At 67.7% G+C, this 18,132-nt stretch carries 17 protein-coding genes and 1 pseudogene; 11 read left to right on the top strand and 7 right to left on the bottom strand.

What is annotated here, in order from left to right; translation table 11 throughout:
* Positions 1-23: 23 nt before the first annotated feature.
* Positions 24-746 carry a DUF4873 domain-containing protein gene (locus BST10_RS07770; protein ID WP_013827829.1) on the bottom strand — a complete coding sequence of 241 codons (723 nt, stop codon included), beginning with the start codon at positions 744-746 and terminating at the stop codon, positions 24-26.
* The gene (locus BST10_RS07775; RefSeq protein ID WP_013827830.1) at positions 743-1,645 is read right to left on the bottom strand and encodes an AurF N-oxygenase family protein; all 903 of its coding nucleotides are present in this window, start codon (positions 1,643-1,645) and stop codon (positions 743-745) included. The genes BST10_RS07770 and BST10_RS07775 overlap by 4 nt, the downstream gene beginning before the upstream one ends.
* 175 nt (positions 1,646-1,820) lie before the next feature.
* Between BST10_RS07775 and BST10_RS07780 the strand changes: the two genes are divergently transcribed.
* The 3 genes from BST10_RS07780 to BST10_RS07790 are packed head-to-tail and all read left to right on the top strand — an operon-like array spanning position 1,821 to position 3,905.
* Positions 1,821-2,222 (top strand): phage holin family protein, encoded by a 402-nt coding sequence (locus BST10_RS07780; RefSeq protein WP_013827831.1) that lies wholly within the window; start codon positions 1,821-1,823, stop codon positions 2,220-2,222.
* A gap of 18 nt (positions 2,223-2,240) precedes the next feature.
* A complete protein-coding gene (locus tag BST10_RS07785; RefSeq protein ID WP_083037316.1) occupies positions 2,241-3,104 on the top strand; it encodes an Fpg/Nei family DNA glycosylase in 864 nt (287 codons plus the stop codon).
* Positions 3,105-3,155: 51 nt separating this feature from the next.
* Positions 3,156-3,905 (top strand): SDR family oxidoreductase, encoded by a 750-nt coding sequence (locus tag BST10_RS07790; protein WP_083037317.1) that lies wholly within the window; start codon positions 3,156-3,158, stop codon positions 3,903-3,905.
* A gap of 10 nt (positions 3,906-3,915) precedes the next feature.
* On the opposite strand, the gene pgi is transcribed toward BST10_RS07790, so the two are convergent.
* Positions 3,916-5,580, bottom strand: coding sequence for a glucose-6-phosphate isomerase (gene pgi / locus BST10_RS07795; RefSeq protein ID WP_083037318.1), 1,665 nt, complete (start codon positions 5,578-5,580; stop codon positions 3,916-3,918).
* Positions 5,581-5,621: 41 nt separating this feature from the next.
* The gene (locus BST10_RS07800) at positions 5,622-5,930 is read right to left on the bottom strand and encodes a chorismate mutase (RefSeq protein WP_013827835.1); all 309 of its coding nucleotides are present in this window, start codon (positions 5,928-5,930) and stop codon (positions 5,622-5,624) included.
* 202 nt (positions 5,931-6,132) lie between these two features.
* Here BST10_RS07800 and pcrA point away from each other — a divergent pair, with 202 nt between their 5' ends.
* Positions 6,133-8,439, top strand: coding sequence for a DNA helicase PcrA (pcrA, locus tag BST10_RS07805; RefSeq protein WP_083037319.1), 2,307 nt, complete (start codon positions 6,133-6,135; stop codon positions 8,437-8,439).
* Positions 8,440-8,459: 20 nt separating this feature from the next.
* Here the strand turns inward: pcrA and BST10_RS07810 are convergent, their stop codons facing one another.
* Both BST10_RS07810 and BST10_RS07815 read right to left on the bottom strand, forming a co-directional pair.
* Positions 8,460-9,005, bottom strand: coding sequence for a hypothetical protein (locus BST10_RS07810; protein ID WP_165757184.1), 546 nt, complete (start codon positions 9,003-9,005; stop codon positions 8,460-8,462).
* A 9-nt stretch (positions 9,006-9,014) separates the two neighbouring features.
* Positions 9,015-9,971, bottom strand: coding sequence for a M23 family metallopeptidase (locus tag BST10_RS07815; RefSeq protein ID WP_083037320.1), 957 nt, complete (start codon positions 9,969-9,971; stop codon positions 9,015-9,017).
* Positions 9,972-10,306: 335 nt separating this feature from the next.
* Here BST10_RS07815 and sucC point away from each other — a divergent pair, with 335 nt between their 5' ends.
* From sucC to BST10_RS07830, 3 genes are all read left to right on the top strand, one after another.
* A complete protein-coding gene (sucC, locus tag BST10_RS07820; protein WP_083037321.1) occupies positions 10,307-11,482 on the top strand; it encodes an ADP-forming succinate--CoA ligase subunit beta in 1,176 nt (391 codons plus the stop codon).
* Positions 11,483-11,484: 2 nt separating this feature from the next.
* Positions 11,485-12,387, top strand: coding sequence for a succinate--CoA ligase subunit alpha (sucD, locus tag BST10_RS07825; RefSeq protein WP_083037322.1), 903 nt, complete (start codon positions 11,485-11,487; stop codon positions 12,385-12,387).
* A gap of 91 nt (positions 12,388-12,478) precedes the next feature.
* A complete protein-coding gene (locus BST10_RS07830; protein WP_083037323.1) occupies positions 12,479-14,011 on the top strand; it encodes an acetyl-CoA acetyltransferase in 1,533 nt (510 codons plus the stop codon).
* A gap of 8 nt (positions 14,012-14,019) precedes the next feature.
* On the opposite strand, the gene BST10_RS07835 is transcribed toward BST10_RS07830, so the two are convergent.
* Positions 14,020-14,868: an LLM class F420-dependent oxidoreductase gene (locus BST10_RS07835; protein WP_083037324.1), complete on the bottom strand. Its 849-nt coding sequence runs from the start codon at positions 14,866-14,868 to the stop codon at positions 14,020-14,022.
* 165 nt (positions 14,869-15,033) lie between these two features.
* Between BST10_RS07835 and BST10_RS07840 the strand changes: the two genes are divergently transcribed.
* The 4 genes and pseudogenes from BST10_RS07840 to BST10_RS22425 form a co-directional block, all read left to right on the top strand.
* Positions 15,034-15,936, top strand: a complete 903-nt coding sequence (locus tag BST10_RS07840; RefSeq protein WP_083037325.1) for a DUF5336 domain-containing protein — start codon at positions 15,034-15,036, stop codon at positions 15,934-15,936.
* Between the two features lie 45 nt (positions 15,937-15,981).
* Positions 15,982-17,442 carry a cell division protein PerM gene (locus BST10_RS07845; RefSeq protein WP_083037326.1) on the top strand — a complete coding sequence of 487 codons (1,461 nt, stop codon included), beginning with the start codon at positions 15,982-15,984 and terminating at the stop codon, positions 17,440-17,442.
* Between the two features lie 60 nt (positions 17,443-17,502).
* A complete protein-coding gene (locus tag BST10_RS07850; protein WP_235673540.1) occupies positions 17,503-17,883 on the top strand; it encodes a hypothetical protein in 381 nt (126 codons plus the stop codon).
* A 113-nt stretch (positions 17,884-17,996) separates the two neighbouring features.
* A pseudogene (locus BST10_RS22425) lies at positions 17,997-18,132 on the top strand (ISL3 family transposase); the annotation flags it as partial.

Genomic DNA, 18,132 nt, shown 5'->3' on the forward strand with positions numbered 1-18,132 from the left:
TCGCTGGGCGTACTCCGAGCAGCTTAGACCCGCGGCGGCATCGCGATCCGCACCTCTTCGGAGTCCTGCAGGGGATACGGGGGATATCCGCCGGCGCCGGAAACCGTCAACGTTCCCCACGGCGTCCGCTCGGCGACCCGCCCGTGGCCGGTGTGCTCACCGACCCGGATGCTGACCTTGGAGCCGGTCGCATTGCTTCCCGGTAGGTCGATGAAAAACATGCCTTGCCAATGGTATTGACCGTCAATGGGATCGAAATGGCCCGCCAGTCGCACCCGGGTCGGGTAGTCCTGGCCGTTGTGGGTCAATATCGCAGGCCCGTCATAGACCTCGGTGTCGGTGCTCTCCGATCCGGTCAGATAGAACCGGGAGAGCCCTCGGGTCGGCAAATACCGGCGCACCCGCACCCGGGCCGGGCGGGCCTCGATGCGGCTGGCCCCACTGCGGCGCAGGCCGTCGACGAGCCGGGCGACGTACCGGGCTTGCCGGCGGGTGTGCGGGCCCGGGATCCGGAACCGGTTGGGCATGCCGTGGGCGGCGACGACGTCGTCCGGCGAAGCGGAGGCGTGGACGATCACCCGGGCGGCAAGCTGCTCACCGTCGGCGGTGATCACCGTCCAGGTGTCGCTGCCGCTGTCGAACCGGGTCGCCGCATCCGGGCCGACGACCCGGGCGGCGTCGAGCAGTCCGTGCAGGCGAGCCGGGTCGCCCAGCACGACCACCTCGCAGCTGCCGTTGTGGCTCACAGGAATCCGGCTCGCCGCCACATCCGCCGCGCCAGTCGGCCCATCAACCCGACCTCTTCGAAGAAGGCGGCCAATGGGGCGAACGACGAGCGGGCGGCGGCGTGGAAGTGCGGATTGGCCCGTGCCACCCGGCGCGCCTCGCGGCCGTCGAGGCCGACGCGGTTGTAGACGATCGGCAGGGTGAACAGGTGGCGGTAGAACGGACCGCCGACCCCCTGCAGGTTCGCCAGCAGGGCGCGCCGGTAGCGCGGCATGGCCGGGACGCTGCGCCGAAGGCCGTCGCGGGCGTACTGGATGTGGCGAGCTTCCTCGGTGACGTGGATGCGCATCACCCGCCGCACGATCGGCTGCAAGTCCGGGTCGTCGAGGATCTGGCGCTGTAGCGCGTCGAAGATCTCCTCGCCCACCAGCGCGGCTCCCCACAGGATGCTGCCGCGGAACACGAAGGGCAGCGCGTTGATGGCGATGCGCTGGTAGCGCTTGGGGCGTACCGGCACGCCGCCGATCCGGTCGATGGTCTTGCCGAACATCAGCATGTGGCGGGTCTCGTCGCCCAGTTCGGTCAGCGAGTAGTGCGTGGTGCGTGCGGTGGGGTTCTTGTGCATCATGTCGCGCAGCAACGCCTGGTTGAGGATGTTCTCGAACCACACGCCGGCCGACAGCACGTTGACCAGCTCCTGGCGCGACATCTCGATCTGCTGCTCGCGGGTCATCGCCTCCCACAGCTCGGTGCCGTAGAGGGTGCACATCCGCGGTGGCAGGAAGAACTTGTCCGGGTCGATCTCGGCGTCCCAGTCGATGTCGACGACGGGAGCGTAGGACTTCTTCACCGAGCCCTTCAGTAGGCGTTCGGCGAATTCCTCCCGGGACGGGCCGCTCGGCCGCGTGACAGTGGTCATCGGGAAACCCCTTCCGACGTCGGATTTCCAAGGAACTTAGAAGCCCGCGCGAACTATGTCAATACCGACGGTACCGGATACTTCCGGTTCGGGTAGGGGTGGAGTTCGCCGACGCGGTGACCGCGTCGACCGCGAAACCGGGGATCGGCGGCCGGCCGGGTGGCAAGATCTGCCCATGGCATCGTTCCTGATCCGCGCCGCACTGACCGGACTCGCGTTGTGGGTGGTCACCCAGATCGTTCCGGGGATCGAGATCGTCGGCGGTGACACCACCGTGGAGCGGGTAGGGATCATCTTTGTCATCGCGTTGATCTTCGGGCTGGTCAACGCCTTCATCAAACCGGTGGTGCAGCTGCTGTCGATCCCGCTGTACATCCTGACGCTGGGGTTGTTCCACATCGTGGTCAATGCGCTGATGCTGTGGATCACCGCCTGGATCACCGACAAGACCGCCAAACACTGGGGGCTGTACATCGCCGACTTCTGGTGGGACGCCATCTGGGCCGCGATCGTGCTATCGCTGGTGAGCTGGGTGCTGTCGCTGGTGCTGCGCGACGCCCGTCGGATCACGCGCTGACCGGGCAGACTCGAGTGCATGCCGGAACTGCCCGAAGTCGAGGCCCTCGCCGACCACCTGCGCAGGCATGCGGTGGGGTGCAGCATCGGCCGCATCGACGTGGCGGCGTTCTCGGTGCTCAAGACCTTCGACCCGTCGCCCACGGCGTTGCACGGCCAGACCGTCACCGGGGCGCGCCGCTGGGGTAAGTACCTCGGCCTAGAAGTCGGCGACCTGTTCCTGATCGCGCACCTGTCCCGGGCGGGCTGGCTGCGCTGGTCGGACAAGCTGGCGCTGGCGCCGCTGCGCCCCGGGAAAGGGCCGATCGCGCTGCGGGTGCACCTGGGCGCCCCGGGGCAGGCGCCGGGGTTCGACCTCACCGAGGCAGGCACCCAGAAACGCCTCGCGGTCTGGCTGGTCGACGATCCGGACAAGGTTCCGGGCATCGCCGGTCTCGGACCCGACGCGTTGGAGGTGACGGCCGACGAGTTGGTCGCGCTGCTGACCGGCAACACCGGCCGCATCAAGACGGTCATCACCGACCAGAAGGTGCTCGCCGGTATCGGCAACGCCTACAGCGATGAAATACTGCACACCGCGCGTCTTTCGCCGTTCGCCACCGCCGCCAAGTTGTCCGATGAACAGGTCGCCGCCCTGCACCAGGCGATGCAAGCCGTTCTTGCCGACGCGGTTGCCCGTTCCGTCGGCCAGCAGGCCGCCACGCTCAAGGGCGAAAAGCGCTCCGGGATGCGGGTGCACGCCCGGACCGGGTTGCCCTGTCCGGTCTGCGGCGACACCGTTCGAGAAATATCGTTCGCCGATAAGTCTTTTCAGTACTGCCCGACCTGTCAGACGGGTGGCAAAGTGCTGGCCGACCGACGGATGTCGCGGCTGCTCAAGTAGTCCGGCCCCCGCGGTTGTTTGACAGCCGCGGATCCGGGATACGCTGCCGGGGTGACCCGCCGCAGAATCCTCATCACCGGTGCCAGTTCAGGACTGGGTGCAGGTATGGCCCGCGCATTCGCCGCACGTGGCCGCGACCTGGCCCTGTGCGCCCGCCGGATCGATCGGCTTGAGGAACTGAGAGATGAACTGGGCCAGCAGTATCCCGGTGTCAAGGTCTCGGTGGCTGCCCTCGACGTCAACGACCACGATGAGGTGCCCAAGGTGTTCGCCCGGTTCGTGGATGAACTGGGCGGAATCGACCGGGTGATCGTCAACGCCGGGATCGGCAAGGGCGCCCCGCTGGGATCGGGCAAGCTGTGGGCCAACAAGGCCACCATCGAGACCAACCTGGTCGCCGCGCTGGTGCAGATCGAGACAGCGCTGGAGATGTTCACATCCGCCGGCAGTGGGCATCTGGTGTTGGTCTCCTCGGTGTTGGGCAACAAGGGCGTTCCCGGCGTCAAGGCGGCCTACGCCGCCAGCAAAGCCGGGGTGTCGTCACTGGGCGAGTCGCTGCGCGCCGAGTACTCGAGCGGCCCGATCAAGGTCACGGTGCTCGAACCGGGCTACATCGAATCGGAGATGACGGCCAAATCGGGCTCGACGATGTTGATGGCGGACAACGCATCCGGGGTCAAGGCCATGGTGCACGCGATCGAGCGCGAGACCGGCCGGGCGGTGGTGCCGCCGTGGCCGTGGACACCGCTGGTATGGGTGCTGCGCCGAATGCCGCCCCGCTTCACGAAACGCTTCGCCTGAGGCCGAACACTCAGCCGGCCCGGCCGCGCTCGGCCCGATAGCGACGTACCAGTGCATCGGTGGAGCTGTCGGTCTGCGGCTCCGGGGAGGCATCGTCGGTGAGCACCGGCAGCAGCGCCTTGGCCTGCGTCTTGCCCAGTTCCACGCCCCACTGATCGAAGGAGTCGATTCCCCACACCACGCCCTCGGTGAACACCTGATGCTCATAGAGTGCGATCAACTGGCCGAGTGCCGAAGGAGTGAGCCGGGTGGCCAGAATCGAGGTGGTCGGACGGTTGCCGGGCATCACCTTGTGCGGCACGACATCTGGCGGGGTTCCTTCGGCGGCGATCTCCTCAGCGGTCTTGCCGAATGCCAACACCTGGGTCTGGGCGAAGAAGTTGCTCATCAACAGGTCGTGCATGCTGCCGGTGCCGTCGGCGGTGGACAGGTCGTCGAGGGGTTGGGAGAAGCCGATGAAATCGGCCGGCACCAGCCTGGTGCCCTGGTGCAGCAGTTGATAGAAGGCGTGCTGGCCGTTGGTTCCCGGTTCGCCCCAGAAGATTTCACCGGTGTCGGTGACGACCGGAGTGCCGTCGGCGCGAGTCGACTTTCCGTTGGATTCCATGGTGAGCTGCTGCAGGTAGGCGGCGAAGCGGTCCAAATCGTTGGAGTAGGGCAGCACCGCCCGGGACTGGGCGCCGAAGAAGTTGGAGTACCACAGCCCGATCAGTCCGAGCAGCGCCGGTGCGTTGGATTCCAATGGCGCGGTACGGAAATGCTCGTCGACGATGTGGAAGCCGGATAGGAATTCGGCGAAGCGCTCGCGGCCGATCACGGCCATCACCGACAGTCCGATCGCCGAATCCACCGAGTAGCGCCCACCGACCCAGTCCCAGAAGCCGAACATGTTCGCCGTGTCGATACCGAAGTCGTCGACCAGCCGGGCGTTGGTGGAGACCGCCACGAAATGCTTCGACACCGCGTCGTCGCCCAGCGCGTCAGTCAGCCAGCGGCGGGCCGCGGTGGCGTTGGTCAGAGTTTCCAGCGTCGAGAACGTCTTCGACGCCACGATGAAAAGCGTTGTGGCGGGGTCTAAGCCGGTCAGCTTCGCGCCCAGGTCAGCAGGATCGACATTGGAGACGAACCGCGCCGAGATGCCGGCATCGGCGTAATGGCGCAACGCCCGATCGACCATCGCCGGGCCCAGATCCGAGCCGCCGATACCGATGTTGACCACGGTCTCGATGCGTTTTCCGGTGGCGCCGGTCCAGTCCCCGCCGCGCAGCCGGTCGGTGAACTCGCCCATCGCGTCGAGCACCGCGTGCACGTCGGCGACCACGTCTCGGCCGTCGACATGCAGATCGGCGTTGCGCGGCAACCGTAACGCGGTGTGCAGCACCGCCCGGTCCTCCGACGTATTGATGTGCACCCCGGCGAACATCGCGTCGCGGTGCTCCTCCAGGCCGGCCGCCCGGGCCAGGTCGACCAGTAGGCTCACCGTCTCGCCGGTGATGCGGTGCTTGCTGTAGTCGATGTAGAGATCGCCGACGGCGACGGTGAACTTCTCGCCCCGTTCGGGATCGTCGGCGAACAACTGCCGCAGGTGGATGTCGCCGATCCGCTGGTGATGCTTGCGCAACGCGTCCCAGGCCGGGGTGGCGGAGATGTCGGGGATCTGTGGAACGGAGCTCATCACACCGACAGTAGCGGCGACACCGCCTCTGGGCGCGACCCTCAGTGACCGAGCCGGCCGCGGCCCAGTCGCAGCAGCAGCATCGCCAGATCCTTGCCGTCCTGGCCGAGCTCGCTGTAACGCTCGATCACCTGCATCTCGCGACTGTGCACCAAGCGGGTGCCCCCGGACGCCATCCGGGCTTTACCGATCTCCTGGGACACCTCGGTACGGCGCTTCACCGCCGCCAGGATCTCGGCGTCGAGCCGGTCGATCTCCTGGCGGAGTTCGTCGATGTCCGGAAGCTGCTGAGTTTGGTTGGTCATGGGTTCGGACTCCAGATTCTCGCTGTTGGTGTGTTCTGGTCCCATCGGCGATCCGGCCTCACACAACAGACGAGCCCCGGGTCGGCGAAGCGGACCCCGGGGCTTGACGTTGCAGCTAAACCACGGGCACCGCTGACCGGTACCCGTAGAAAAATCGTTGCTGCATGTCGAGCACGAACCGAGTCTGCCACTAAGGGCCGTGCCAGCGCAAAGAGTGTCGGCGTGCGGCGGTACGTTGGGTTGCGTTATGACCGTGCATGCGACGCCAGAAATCGATCACCTCCTCGACGGGCTCAACCCCCAGCAACGCCGTGCCGTGCTGCACGAGGGCTCCCCGCTGCTGATCGTCGCCGGGGCCGGCTCGGGCAAGACCGCGGTGCTCACCCGGCGCATCGCCTACCTGCTGGCCGCCCGCGACGTCGGCGTCGGGCAGGTGCTGGCGATCACCTTCACCAACAAGGCCGCCGCCGAGATGCGGGAGCGGGTCGTGGGCCTTGTCGGCCCCCGCGCCCGGGTGATGTGGGTGTCGACGTTTCACTCCACCTGCGTGCGGATCCTGCGCAACCAGGCGTCGGTGGTCCCCGGGCTGAACTCCAACTTCTCCATCTACGACGCCGACGACTCGCGCCGACTGCTGTTGATGATCGGCCGCGACATGGGCCTGGACGTCAAGCGGCACACGCCGCGGCTGCTTGCCAACGCCATCTCGAACCTGAAGAACGAGCTGATCGACCCCGACCGGGCGCTGGCCGACCTCACCGAGGACTCCGACGACCTGAGCCGGGTGGTGGCCGCGGTCTACGTCGAATACCAGCGTCGGCTGCGCTCGGCCAACGCGCTGGACTTCGACGACCTGATCGGCGAGACGGTCGCGATCCTGCAGGCGTTCCCGGAGATCGCCCAGCATTACCGGCGCCGGTTCCGGCACATCCTGGTCGACGAGTATCAGGACACCAACCATGCGCAATACGTGCTGGTGCGCGAGCTGGCGGGGCACGGCGGTTCAGGGGACGTGCCGCCGGCGGAGCTGTGCGTGGTCGGGGACGCCGATCAGTCGATCTACGCCTTCCGCGGGGCCACCATCCGCAACATCGAGGACTTCGAACGCGACTACCCCGACGCCACGACGATGCTGCTGGAGCAGAACTACCGCTCCACGCAGAACATCCTGTCGGCGGCCAATGCGGTGATCGCCTGTAACTCCGGCCGCCGGGAGAAACGGCTGTGGACCGACGCCGGCGACGGCGAGCTGATCGTCGGCTACGTCGCCGACAACGAACACGACGAGGCGCGGTTCGTCGCGCAGGAGATCGAGGTGCTGTCGGACGCGGGGGAGCTCAACTACGGCGACATCGCGGTGTTCTACCGCACCAACAACTCGTCACGGTCGCTGGAAGAAGTGTTCATCCGGACCGGTATCCCGTACAAAGTCGTTGGCGGCGTGCGATTTTACGAGCGCAAGGAGATCCGCGACATCATCGCCTACCTGCGGGTGCTGGACAACCCCGGTGACGCGGTCAGCCTGCGGCGCATCCTCAACACGCCGCGCCGCGGGATCGGGGATCGCGCCGAGGCGTGCGTGTCGGTGCACGCCGAGAACACCGGCACCGGCTTCGGCGCCGCACTACGTGCAGCCGCCGAGGGACAGGTTCCGATGCTCAACTCCCGGTCGCAGAATGCGATCGCCGGCTTCGTCGCGATGATCGATGAGCTTCGGGCGAAGCTGCACTCCGGTGACGACGACCTCGGCGGCTTGGTCGAGCTGGTGCTGGACCGTACCGGCTATCGGGCCGAGCTGGAAGCCTCCACCGACCCGCAGGATCTCGCCCGGCTGGACAACATCAACGAACTGGTCAGCGTCGCACACGAATTCAGCATCGACCGAGCCAACGCGCTCGCCGAACAGGAGAACCTGCCTGAGGAGGAGGACATCCCCGACGTCGGGGTGCTGGCGGCGTTTTTGGAGCGGGTCTCGCTGATCGCCGACACCGACGAGATCCCCGAACACGGCGCCGGCATGGTCACGCTGATGACGCTGCACACCGCCAAAGGCCTGGAGTTCCCGGTCGTGTTCGTCACCGGCTGGGAGGACGGCATGTTCCCGCACATGCGGTCGCTGGGCGATGCCCGCGAGCTGTCCGAGGAGCGCCGGCTGGCATACGTCGGCCTCACCCGGGCGCGGCAACGGCTCTACCTGACCCGCGCGAAGGTGCGCTCGTCGTGGGGCCAGCCCATGCTGAACCCGGAATCGCGTTTCTTGCGGGAGATCCCGCAGCAGCTGATCGACTGGCGGCGTACCGATGCCGCTGCGTCGCCGAGTGCTCCGGTCAGCGGCGCCGGCCGGTTCGGGACGCCTCGACCGGCGCCGGCGCGCTCGGGCAACCGGCCGCTGGTGGTGCTGGCGCCCGGAGACCGGGTTTCGCACGACAAGTACGGGCTGGGCAGGGTGGAAGAAGTGTCCGGTGTCGGGGAGTCGGCGATGTCGCTGATCGACTTCGGCAGTTCCGGGCGGGTCAAGCTGATGCACAACCACGCGCCGATCACCAAGCTTTAGCGCCGGGTCACCGCCACGGGTCAGACGCCGAGCCAGCGCCGGGTGGCCGGGTGCAAGGCGAGCAGGACGGTGACGGCCTGGATGATCGGTATGGCGTGCACGATCCACGGCACCCGGGCGCCCGCGAGGAACAGGCTGCCGAAAGTCAGCAGCGCAATCACGGTCCCGATCGCGATCAGATAGCGGCCGAGCGGGCGTCGCAGCAGCAGCATGATCACGCCGGAAATCGACGTCACCGCGAACACCAGGCTCAAGAATCCGACGGCGACGCAGAATAGCCGGTCGGTGTGCCACCAGCTGGCGATCAGATCGGTGGTCACCACCGAGGTGGCCCAGCACCCGATGATGGCGAACACGCAGGCGCTGATCGCCACCGCCGCCGACGGCAGTCGGTTTCCGACCGGCTGCAGCGCTTCGGACGGCCGCATCGCCGGAGGTAACCGCCCCGCCCCGGTGGCGATCGGGATGGCACCGGTCGGGGCCCGGCGAATGATGCGACTGGGAGTGCTGGCCGGGTTATCGCCGGAACGAGCCGCGCCGGTGGGCGGAGGGTGGCGGTCGGTCACCCAACCAGGTTAAGCGAAATTGATCCCGCGCTTGGCGAGCCAGGTGGTCGGATCGATCCGGCTGGTGCCGTTCTGCAGCACCTCGAAGTGCAGGTGCGGGCCGGTGGAGTAGCCGCGGTTGCCCATCTCGGCGATCTGATCGCCGGCCATCACGCGCTCGCCGACGCTGACCAGCGACCGGTTGATGTGACCGTAGAGCGTCACGGTGCCGTCGGAATGACGCAGCTTGACCAACATGCCGTAGCCGGCGCTGGCACCGGACTCGATCACGACGCCGTCGGAGGCCGCCAGGATCGGGGTGCCGATGGCATTGGCGATGTCGATGCCGGCGTGCAGCACACCCCAGCGGTAGCCGAAGTTCGAGGTGAACGCGCCCTGGGTCGGCGCGACGAACAGCGGCCGCTGCAGCCGGGCCTCACGCTCGGCGCGCTCCTGCGCGTAGGCCACCCCCTTGGCCAGTTCCTCGTTGTGCACGACGACATTGGCCGCGGCCTTGACCGTGATCATCTGCATGCCGTGGCTGGAGGTGGTGGTGCCGTCGTTCAGCGTCGTCTTGCTGGCCGCCAGCACGGCGGGCCGCGAGACCGTCTCGTCCGAGGAGTGGGTGGCGGCGTGCGCGGCGGCGGCTGCCGCTCCGGCGGCCATGGCGGCGATCATCACGCGGCTCTTGACCGCACTGGTGGGCTGGCTGCGGTGTCGCCCGCCACGAGCGGGCCGGACCGGCAGGTCGGCTGCGCCGCGCGGACCGTAGAGGTACTCGTCCGGGTAGCCGCCGCGAGGGAAGGCCAGCTGCAGGACCGGCATGTTGTCGGTGTCGGTCAGATCGTCCAGCTCCGGGGCCAGCAGCACCTCGGACACGTCATCGAAGGCGTTTTCGCTGAACATGGCGTAATCGAGCCGTCCGAATTCGTTGAACGGGATGATGTCGGTGACCTCGGCGGGACCGGGAACCGAGGACCGGGCCATAGTGCCGTTCCTATGGCGGCGGGGGGCACCACCGGGAATCGGGCGCAAGGGTGATCCGTGCTGCATCAGCCTGGAAGATCCTCTGGTCGTGATCAGAACGTTATAAAGACCTGGACTTGGAGACGGTAACCAGTTCCGCGCCGCCGAGGCAAGCTATCGGTCAAATACGGCCTCGAATGTGAAACGAATCACGTTATTTCGGGCGGTGAGATCTGCCACAGCGGTGGTAGCGGAGTTCGGAACGTCGCCGCAGTGTCGATACAGTGCCTCCGGGGCGAAATCCCCCTCTATCCGACATCGCCGGCGCGCCGGCACCCATATAAGACAGTGAGCCCATGGATCTATTCGAGTATCAGGCGAAGGAACTGTTCGCCAAGCACAACGTGCCGACCACTCCGGGCCGGGTGACCACCTCGGCCGATGACGCCAAGGCCATCGCCACCGAGATCGGTCGGCCCGTCATGGTGAAGGCCCAGGTCAAGGTAGGCGGCCGCGGCAAGGCCGGTGGTGTCAAGTACGCCGCCACCGCGGACGACGCCTTCACTCACGCGCAGAACATCCTCGGCCTGGACATCAAGGGCCACATCGTCAAGAAACTGCTGGTAGCCGAGGCGAGCGACATCGCCGAGGAGTACTACATCTCGTTCCTGCTCGACCGCTCCAACCGCACCTACCTGGCCATGTGCTCGGTCGAGGGCGGCATGGAGATCGAAGAGGTCGCCGCGACCAAGCCCGAGCGGCTGGCCAAGGTGCCCGTCGACGCGGTCAAGGGTGTCGACCTGGCGTTCGCCCGCTCCATCGCCGAGCAGGGCCATCTGCCCGCCGAGGTGCTTGACGCCGCCGCGGTGACCATCCAGAAGCTGTGGGAGGTCTTCGTCGCCGAAGACGCCACGCTCGTCGAGGTCAACCCGCTGGTGCGCACCCCCGATGACCAGATCCTGGCTCTCGACGGCAAGGTCACCCTCGACGGCAACGCCGAGTTCCGCCAGCCCGGCCACGCCGAGTTCGCCGACATCGAGGCGACCGACCCGCTGGAGCTCAAGGCCAAGGAGAACGACCTGAACTACGTCAAGCTCGACGGCGAGGTCGGCATCATCGGCAACGGCGCCGGCCTGGTCATGTCCACGCTGGACGTCACCGCCTACGCCGGTGAGAAGCACGGCGGCGTCAAGCCGGCCAACTTCCTCGACATCGGCGGCGGCGCCTCCGCGGAGGTGATGGCCGCCGGTCTGGATGTGATCCTGGGCGACAAGCAGGTCAAGAGCGTGTTCGTCAACGTGTTCGGTGGCATCACCGCCTGCGACGCGGTGGCCAACGGCATCGTGGCGGCGCTGCAGATCCTCGGCGACGCGGCCACCAAGCCGCTGGTGGTCCGGCTCGACGGCAACAACGTCGAGGAAGGCCGGCAGATCCTGGCCGACGCCAACCACCCGCTGGTGACCCTCGTCGACACCATGGACGAGGCCGCCGACAAGGCCGCTGAGCTCGCGTACGCCGGAAAGGACGCATAAGCATGTCGATCTTCGTCAACAAGGACAGCAAGGTCATCGTCCAGGGCATCACCGGCAGTGAAGCCACCATCCACACCGCCCGGATGCTGCGGGCCGGCACCCAGATCGTCGGCGGGGTCAACGCCCGCAAGGCCGGCACCACCGTCACGCATGAGGACAAGGGCGGCCGGATGATCAAGCTGCCGGTGTTCGGCGGCGTGGCCGAGGCCATGGAGGCCACCGGTGCCGACGTGTCCATCGCGTTCGTGCCGCCGAAGTTCGCCAAGGACGCGATGATCGAGGCGATCGACGCCGAGATCCCGCTGCTGGTCGTCATCACCGAGGGCATCCCGGTGCAGGACAGCGCATATGCGTGGGCCTACAACGTGGATCACGGTCAGAAGACCCGCATCATCGGGCCGAACTGTCCGGGCATCATCACCCCCGGCGAGTGCCTGGTCGGGATCACCCCGGCCACCATCAGCGGCTCCGGGCCGATCGGCCTGGTGTCCAAGTCCGGCACGCTGACCTACCAGATGATGTACGAGCTGCGGGACTTCGGGTTCTCCAGCGCGATCGGCATCGGCGGCGACCCGGTCATCGGCACCACCCACATCGACGCGATCGAGGCGTTCGAGAAGGACCCCGCCACCAAGGTCATCGTGATGATCGGTGAGATCGGCGGCGACGCCGAGGAGCGGGCCGCCGACTACATCAAGGCCAATGTCACCAAGCCGGTGGTCGGCTATGTCGCCGGGTTCACCGCTCCGGAAGGCAAGACGATGGGGCACGCCGGCGCGATCGTGTCCGGCTCGTCGGGCACCGCGGCCGCCAAGCAGGAGGCCCTGGAAGCAGCCGGGGTGAAGGTGGGCAAGACCCCGTCGGCAACCGCGGCGCTGGCTCGGGAGATCCTGCAAAGCCTGTAGCGGTTTCTTTGGCGCGAGCAGACGTGAAAGCTCCCTATCGGAAGCGGTTTTGGGGGCTTTCGCGTCTGCTCGCCATAGACGAGGTGAGCACATGAGCATCGATCCGCGCACGCCCGTCGTCGTCGGCGTGGGGCAGTCCGCCGAACGCATCGAGGACACCGACTACCGCGCCATGTCGCCGGTGGAGTTGGCCGCTGCCGCCGCGCAGGCCGCACTGGCCGATTCGGGTGTCGAGCCCGCGCGCCTCGCGCAAGCCATCGACGCAGTGGTGGCTACCCGGCAGTTCGAGAATTCGATCCCCAAAGCCCCTGCACCACTAGGGAAGTCGAACAACTTCCCGCGCTCGGTGGCCCGTCTGATCGGGGCGGAACCGGCGCGGGCGGTGCTGGACAAGGTGGGTGGTCAGGGGCCGCAGAAGCTGCTCAGCGAGTTCGCCGCCGAGATCGCCGCGGGCACTGCCGACGTGGTGCTGCTGTGCGGATCCGACGCGACCTCGACGCTGCGTCACTTCGCCAAAGCCGAGGACAAACCGGATTTCGGCGAGACCGTCGAGGGTCAGCTCGAGGATCGCGGCTACGGGCTCGAGGAGTTCGTCGAGCACTACACCGTCATCCACGGGCTCACCGGCGCGCCGGTGCAGTACGGGCTGCTCGAGAACGCCCGGCGTGCCCGGCTGGGCATGAATACGGCCGACTACCTGCAGGCCATGGGCGAGCTGTTCGCCCCGATGTCCAAGATCGCCGCGAAGAACCCCTTCTCGGCCTCTCCGGTGGAACGCACCGTCGATGAGCTGACCACCATCAGCACCACCAACCGGATGATCTGTGACCCCTACCCGCGGCTGCTGGTGGCGCGAGACCAGGTCAACCAGGGCGCCGCGGCGCTGGTGATGTCGGTGGCGGCCGCTCGTCGGCTGGGTGTGTCCGAAGACCGCTGGGTGTATTTGCACGGCCATGCCGACACGCATTCGCAGCGCCTGCTGGAACGCACCGACCTGGGCGCCTATCCGGCCGCCGTGGCGGCCACCACCGAGGCTCTCGCGATGGCCGGGATCGGCTTCGACGACATCGCGGCGATGGATCTCTACAGCTGCTTTCCGGTTCCGGTGTTCAACATCTGCGACGCCTTCGGCCTGGCCGGCGACGACCCGCGCGGGTTGACCCTGACCGGCGGGCTGCCGTTCTTCGGTGGCGCCGGCAACAACTACTCGATGCACGCCATCGCCGAGGCGGTCGCCGTAGCCCGAAGCGCCGCAGGGCGATTCGCGTTCGTCGGCGCCAACGGCGGGATGATGAGCAAATATTCGGTCGGGGTGTACTCGGCTGCTCCGGCGCCGTGGACGCCGGATCGCAGCGCTCAACCGCAGGCCGTGCTCGACGCCGCGCCCAAGGTGGCGGTCACCGAGCGGGCCGAAGGTCCGGCGACGATCGAGACCTACAGCGTCCGCTACGACTGGGAGACCCGGACCGGCATCATCATCGGCCGACTCGACGCCGACGGCAGCCGGTTCCTGGCGACCACCGAAGACGACGATCTGGTGGCGCTGCTCTCCGATGGCGAGCCGCTGGGAACGCCCATCACGGTGCGCGCTCTGGACTACGGCAACCGCTGCAGTCTGCGCTGAAACCGCGCCTAGGCGCTGAGGCCCAGCTTGCCGGCCAGCCGCTCGACGTAAGCAGCCACCTCTGCTTCGGACTTGTCCGGGAGCCCGAACAGCACCTCGGTGACCCCGATTTCGGCCCAGTGCGCGAGCTTCTCGGGCACCGGCTTGAAATCCAGCGCGACGATCTGCGGGGCGCCCTCGCGACCGGCGCCCGCCCAGGTGTCCTGCAGCAGCTTCACCGGTTCGTCGATGTCGAAGTCACGCGGCGTGGTGATCCAGCCGTCGGCGCTGCGGGCGATCCACTTGAAGTTCTTCTCCGTGCCGGCCGCACCCACCAGCACCGGAATGTGCGCCTGCACCGGCTTGGGCCAGGCCCAGCTGGGGCCGAAGTTGACGAACTCCCCTTCGAAGGAGGCTTCTTCTTCGGTCCACAGCGCCCGCATCGCCTCCAGATACTCACGCAACATGGTGCGCCGGCGCCCCGGCGGCACCCCGTGGTCGGCCAGTTCGTCGGTGTTCCAGCCGAAACCGACCCCGAGGCTGACCCGCCCACCGGAGAGGTGATCGAGCGTGGCGATCGATTTCGCCAGCGTGATCGGATCATGCTCGACCGGCAGCGCCACCGCGGTGGACAACCGCACCCGCGAGGTCACCGCACAAGCGGTGCCCAGGCTCACCCACGGGTCCAGGGTGCGCATATAGCGGTCGTCGGGCAGCGACTCGTCGCCGGTGGTCGGGTGGGCGGCCTGGCGCTTGACCGGAATATGGGTGTGCTCGGGTACATAAAACGTGGTGAAGCCATGATCATCGGCGAGTTTGGCGGCCGCCGCCGGGGTGATTCCACGGTCACTGGTGAACAGCACAAGCCCGTAATCCATATCCGTGATTAGAACGTGTTCTTGTTCGGCGGGCAACCGGGGGTCCCCCAACCGCGCGGTTACCGCGCGGTGCTGACCCGCCGGGCACAGCCGCAAGTGCGCTAGCGTGGATGATCGAACCGCGCCGCCCCGCCACACCGGCGCCCCACAAGCACAGGAGAGGTCATGACCTACTCGCCCGGGAATCCCGGCTTCCAGCCTGCCCAGCCGCCAGGCTCCTACGGACAGTCGCCGCCGTCGTTCGCCAAGTCCGGCAGCGATGCCGAGAGCAAGTTTCCGCTGTACCTGCAGATCGCCGTGGTGGTGCTGGGTTTCGGTGTCTATCTGGGGAATTTCGGTCCGATCGTGACCGTCACCGACGGCGAATTCCCGTTGATTCTCGGCGACGCCGGTCATACGGTTCCGCTGGCCCTGCTCGCGGCGTTGTTGGCCGGGGCGAGCCTGCTGCCCAAGGCGAAGGTCTACACGGCCGTGGTCGCCGCGATCGCCACGCTGGCCGCGTTGCTGGCGATTTCGACCATCGCCGATGCGGGCGAGAACTACACGATCGGCTGGGGCCTGTGGCTGGTGCTGACCTTCAGCGTTCTGCAGGCCGTCGCCGCCGTCGGGGCGCTGTTGCTCGAGGCCGGCGTCGTCACCGCGCCGGCTCCGCGCCCCAAGTACGACCCCTACGCGCAGTACGGGCTGCCGCCGGGCGGCAACTACTACGGCCAACCGGGCCAACAGGGCTACGGACATCAAGGTCCGCAGCAGTCCGGCTACCCCTCGTACGGCAACTACCCCTCCGCGCCGTCCAGCGGAGGCTTCGGCGCCCAGTCGGCGCCATCGACCGGCGGATTCGGTTCCGGCGCACAGCAGCAGGCGCAGTCGGCACCGCAGGGCCCGCCCACACCGCCGACCGGATTTCCCAGCTTCAGCCCCCCGCCGACCGGTGGTTCGGGCAGTTCGTCGACGGGCGGCCAGGGCTCCTCGACCGGTGGCCAGGGCGGATCCGGGCAGGGGCAGAGCTCGACCGGCGGCCACCAGTCGCAGGGCGGTTCCGCCCCGTCGGGGCCGGCGCAGCCCTAACGCGCCCCGGCGCGCCGAGTCGATCGTGCTCGCAGCGTGACACCGGTGGCAGGCGGTAAACCAGCCTCGAACCCGACCCGCGACCTGGTGCGGGTTGCGTTCGGTCCCTCCGTGGTGGCGTTGACGGTCATCGCAGCGGTGACGCTGCTGCAGTTGCTGATCGCCAACAGCGACATGACCGGGGCATCGGGCGCCATAGCCAGCATGTGGCTGGGGGTGCATCAGGTGCCGATCTCGATCGACGGTCGGGAACTGGGCGTGTTGCCGCTGCTGCCGGTGCTACTGATGGTGGCCGGAACCGCACGGACCACCGCGCAGGCCACCTCCGAGCGCGCCTCCTGGTTCGTGGTCCGCTGGATCGTGGCATCGGCATTGGGTGGCCCGCTGTTGATCGCGGCGATTTCGTTGGCGGTCATCCACGACGCCGCGTCGGTCATCACCGAACTGCAGACCCCGCAGGCCCTGAACGCCTTCACCCACGTGTTGGTGGTCCATGCGATCGGCGCCGCGATCGGAGTGGGATCGCGGATGGGCCGGCGGGTGCTGACCGAGACGCCGCTGCCGAGTTGGCTGGCCGATTCACTGCGGGCCGCCGCCGCCGGCATGCTGGCGCTGTTCGGGCTGGCCGGCGCCGCGACGGTCATCTCGCTGGTCGTGCACTGGGGGACCATGCACGAGCTCTACGCGATCACCGATTCGTTGTTCGGGCAACTCAGCCTCACCCTGCTGGCGTTGCTGTACGTGCCCAATGTGTTGGTCGGCGCCGCAGCGATGGCGGTCGGGTCGAGTGCGCACATCGGTCCGGCATTGTTCAGTGCGTTCACCGTCCTCGGCGGCGACATCCCGGCGGTGCCGATCCTGGCCGCGGCGCCCTCCCCGCCGCTGGGCCCGGTCTGGGTGGCGCTGCTGATCATCGGCGCCGCCTCGGGTGTGGCCGTCGGCCAGCAGTGTGCGCGCCGGGCGCTGCCGCTGCTTCCCGCGTTGGCCAAGGTGCTGACCGCCGCGGTCATCGCCGCGGTGGCGATGGCGCTGCTCGGCTTCGCCGGTGGGGGCCGGCTGGGCAACTTCGGCGACGTCGGGGTGGACCAGGCCACCTTCGGGCCGGCGGTGTTCTGCTGGTTCGCCGCGATCGGTGCGCTGACGGTCGTGATGATCGGCGGGGTGACGCGAGGCACGGCCGGGCCGCGGCCGATGACGCCGGCGGCGTCCGCTCGCGCTGCGGAGCCCGACAGCGTCGCCGAGACCGAGTCGGCCCCCGAGCCGGCGCCCGAGCCGGCCCCGGCACAGGTCGAGGTCGTCGATCCCGAAGAACCCGAGCGGCTGTTCGAGCCCGACGAGTTGTTCGAGCCCGACGAGGTGGCCGACGGCGGTGAACTGAGCTGGACGCCCGACCCCGAGCCGCCGCGACAGTTCGACTCGCCTGCACCGACCGAGCCGCCCGGACCGCTGGAAGATCCCGAAGACCTGATGTTCACCGACGACGACGGGTTCAACAACACAAATTGAGGACTTCGGTCCCTTATATCCGGACCGGCGGCCTGGTCGCATAGAGACATGACCCCTGTCATGAGCACAGCGGACGTCGATGTCCGGAATCTGCGCCGCCTGGCACGCACCCGCGCCGAGCTGCTCACGCGGCTGGTGCTGCCGCCCGGACACGACCCGATCCTCGACATCATGGCGACGATCTGGCTGGACGGGCTCACGGCCGGCTTCCAGATGGTCGAGCACCCGACACCGGTGGGGGTGAGCAGCCGGTTGGCCGACGCGCTGTACGAAACGTTGGCGGGCGCCGAGCTGTGTAGTGAATACGAGGAATTCCCAGAGCTGGACGACGCGGACTTCCAGGACCTCGCGTGCGGACGGGTCGACAAGATAACCGGCTCTTCAGAAATGAGAGTGCGTGGTTGGGTGGCTGATCACGGTGGTTGCGTGTCGCTGAGTTGAGGTGGGGCCTCGGTGGGCGACGATTCGGGTTCCTACGCTCGACCACCACACCACCGAGGTTGCCCGTGTCTGAGGCTACTGCCTGCCCGCCCAACGTTGTTGCCGACACGATCATGCGCACGATCGAGTTGGGGGTGACGATCACTGGTGCGGCGATCGCCGAGGAGCTGACCTGGATCGACTGCCGACCGGTCGAACACGACCCGACCTGCCCGAAGTGTGGCCAGGCCGGTCGGCTGCGTGATCACG

The sequence above is a fragment of the Mycolicibacter algericus DSM 45454 genome, assembly GCF_002086455.1.
Lineage (GTDB): Bacteria > Actinomycetota > Actinomycetes > Mycobacteriales > Mycobacteriaceae > Mycobacterium > Mycobacterium algericum.

Bases quoted from the DNA above. Each gene is read 5' to 3' on its own strand.
- BST10_RS07775 (WP_013827830.1), bottom strand. From the start codon at position 1,645: ATGACCACTGTCACGCGGCCGAGCGGCCCGTCCCGGGAGGAATTCGCC.
- BST10_RS07780 (WP_013827831.1), top strand. From the start codon at position 1,821: ATGGCATCGTTCCTGATCCGCGCCGCACTGACCGGACTCGCGTTGTGG.
- BST10_RS07785 (WP_083037316.1), top strand. From the start codon at position 2,241: ATGCCGGAACTGCCCGAAGTCGAGGCCCTCGCCGACCACCTGCGCAGG.
- pgi (WP_083037318.1), bottom strand. From the start codon at position 5,580: ATGAGCTCCGTTCCACAGATCCCCGACATCTCCGCCACCCCGGCCTGG.
- BST10_RS07800 (WP_013827835.1), bottom strand. From the start codon at position 5,930: ATGGGACCAGAACACACCAACAGCGAGAATCTGGAGTCCGAACCCATG.
- pcrA (WP_083037319.1), top strand. From the start codon at position 6,133: ATGACCGTGCATGCGACGCCAGAAATCGATCACCTCCTCGACGGGCTC.
- BST10_RS07815 (WP_083037320.1), bottom strand. From the start codon at position 9,971: ATGGCCCGGTCCTCGGTTCCCGGTCCCGCCGAGGTCACCGACATCATC.
- sucC (WP_083037321.1), top strand. From the start codon at position 10,307: ATGGATCTATTCGAGTATCAGGCGAAGGAACTGTTCGCCAAGCACAAC.
- sucD (WP_083037322.1), top strand. From the start codon at position 11,485: ATGTCGATCTTCGTCAACAAGGACAGCAAGGTCATCGTCCAGGGCATC.
- BST10_RS07830 (WP_083037323.1), top strand. From the start codon at position 12,479: ATGAGCATCGATCCGCGCACGCCCGTCGTCGTCGGCGTGGGGCAGTCC.
- BST10_RS07835 (WP_083037324.1), bottom strand. From the start codon at position 14,868: ATGGATTACGGGCTTGTGCTGTTCACCAGTGACCGTGGAATCACCCCG.
- BST10_RS07840 (WP_083037325.1), top strand. From the start codon at position 15,034: ATGACCTACTCGCCCGGGAATCCCGGCTTCCAGCCTGCCCAGCCGCCA.
- BST10_RS07850 (WP_235673540.1), top strand. From the start codon at position 17,503: ATGAGCACAGCGGACGTCGATGTCCGGAATCTGCGCCGCCTGGCACGC.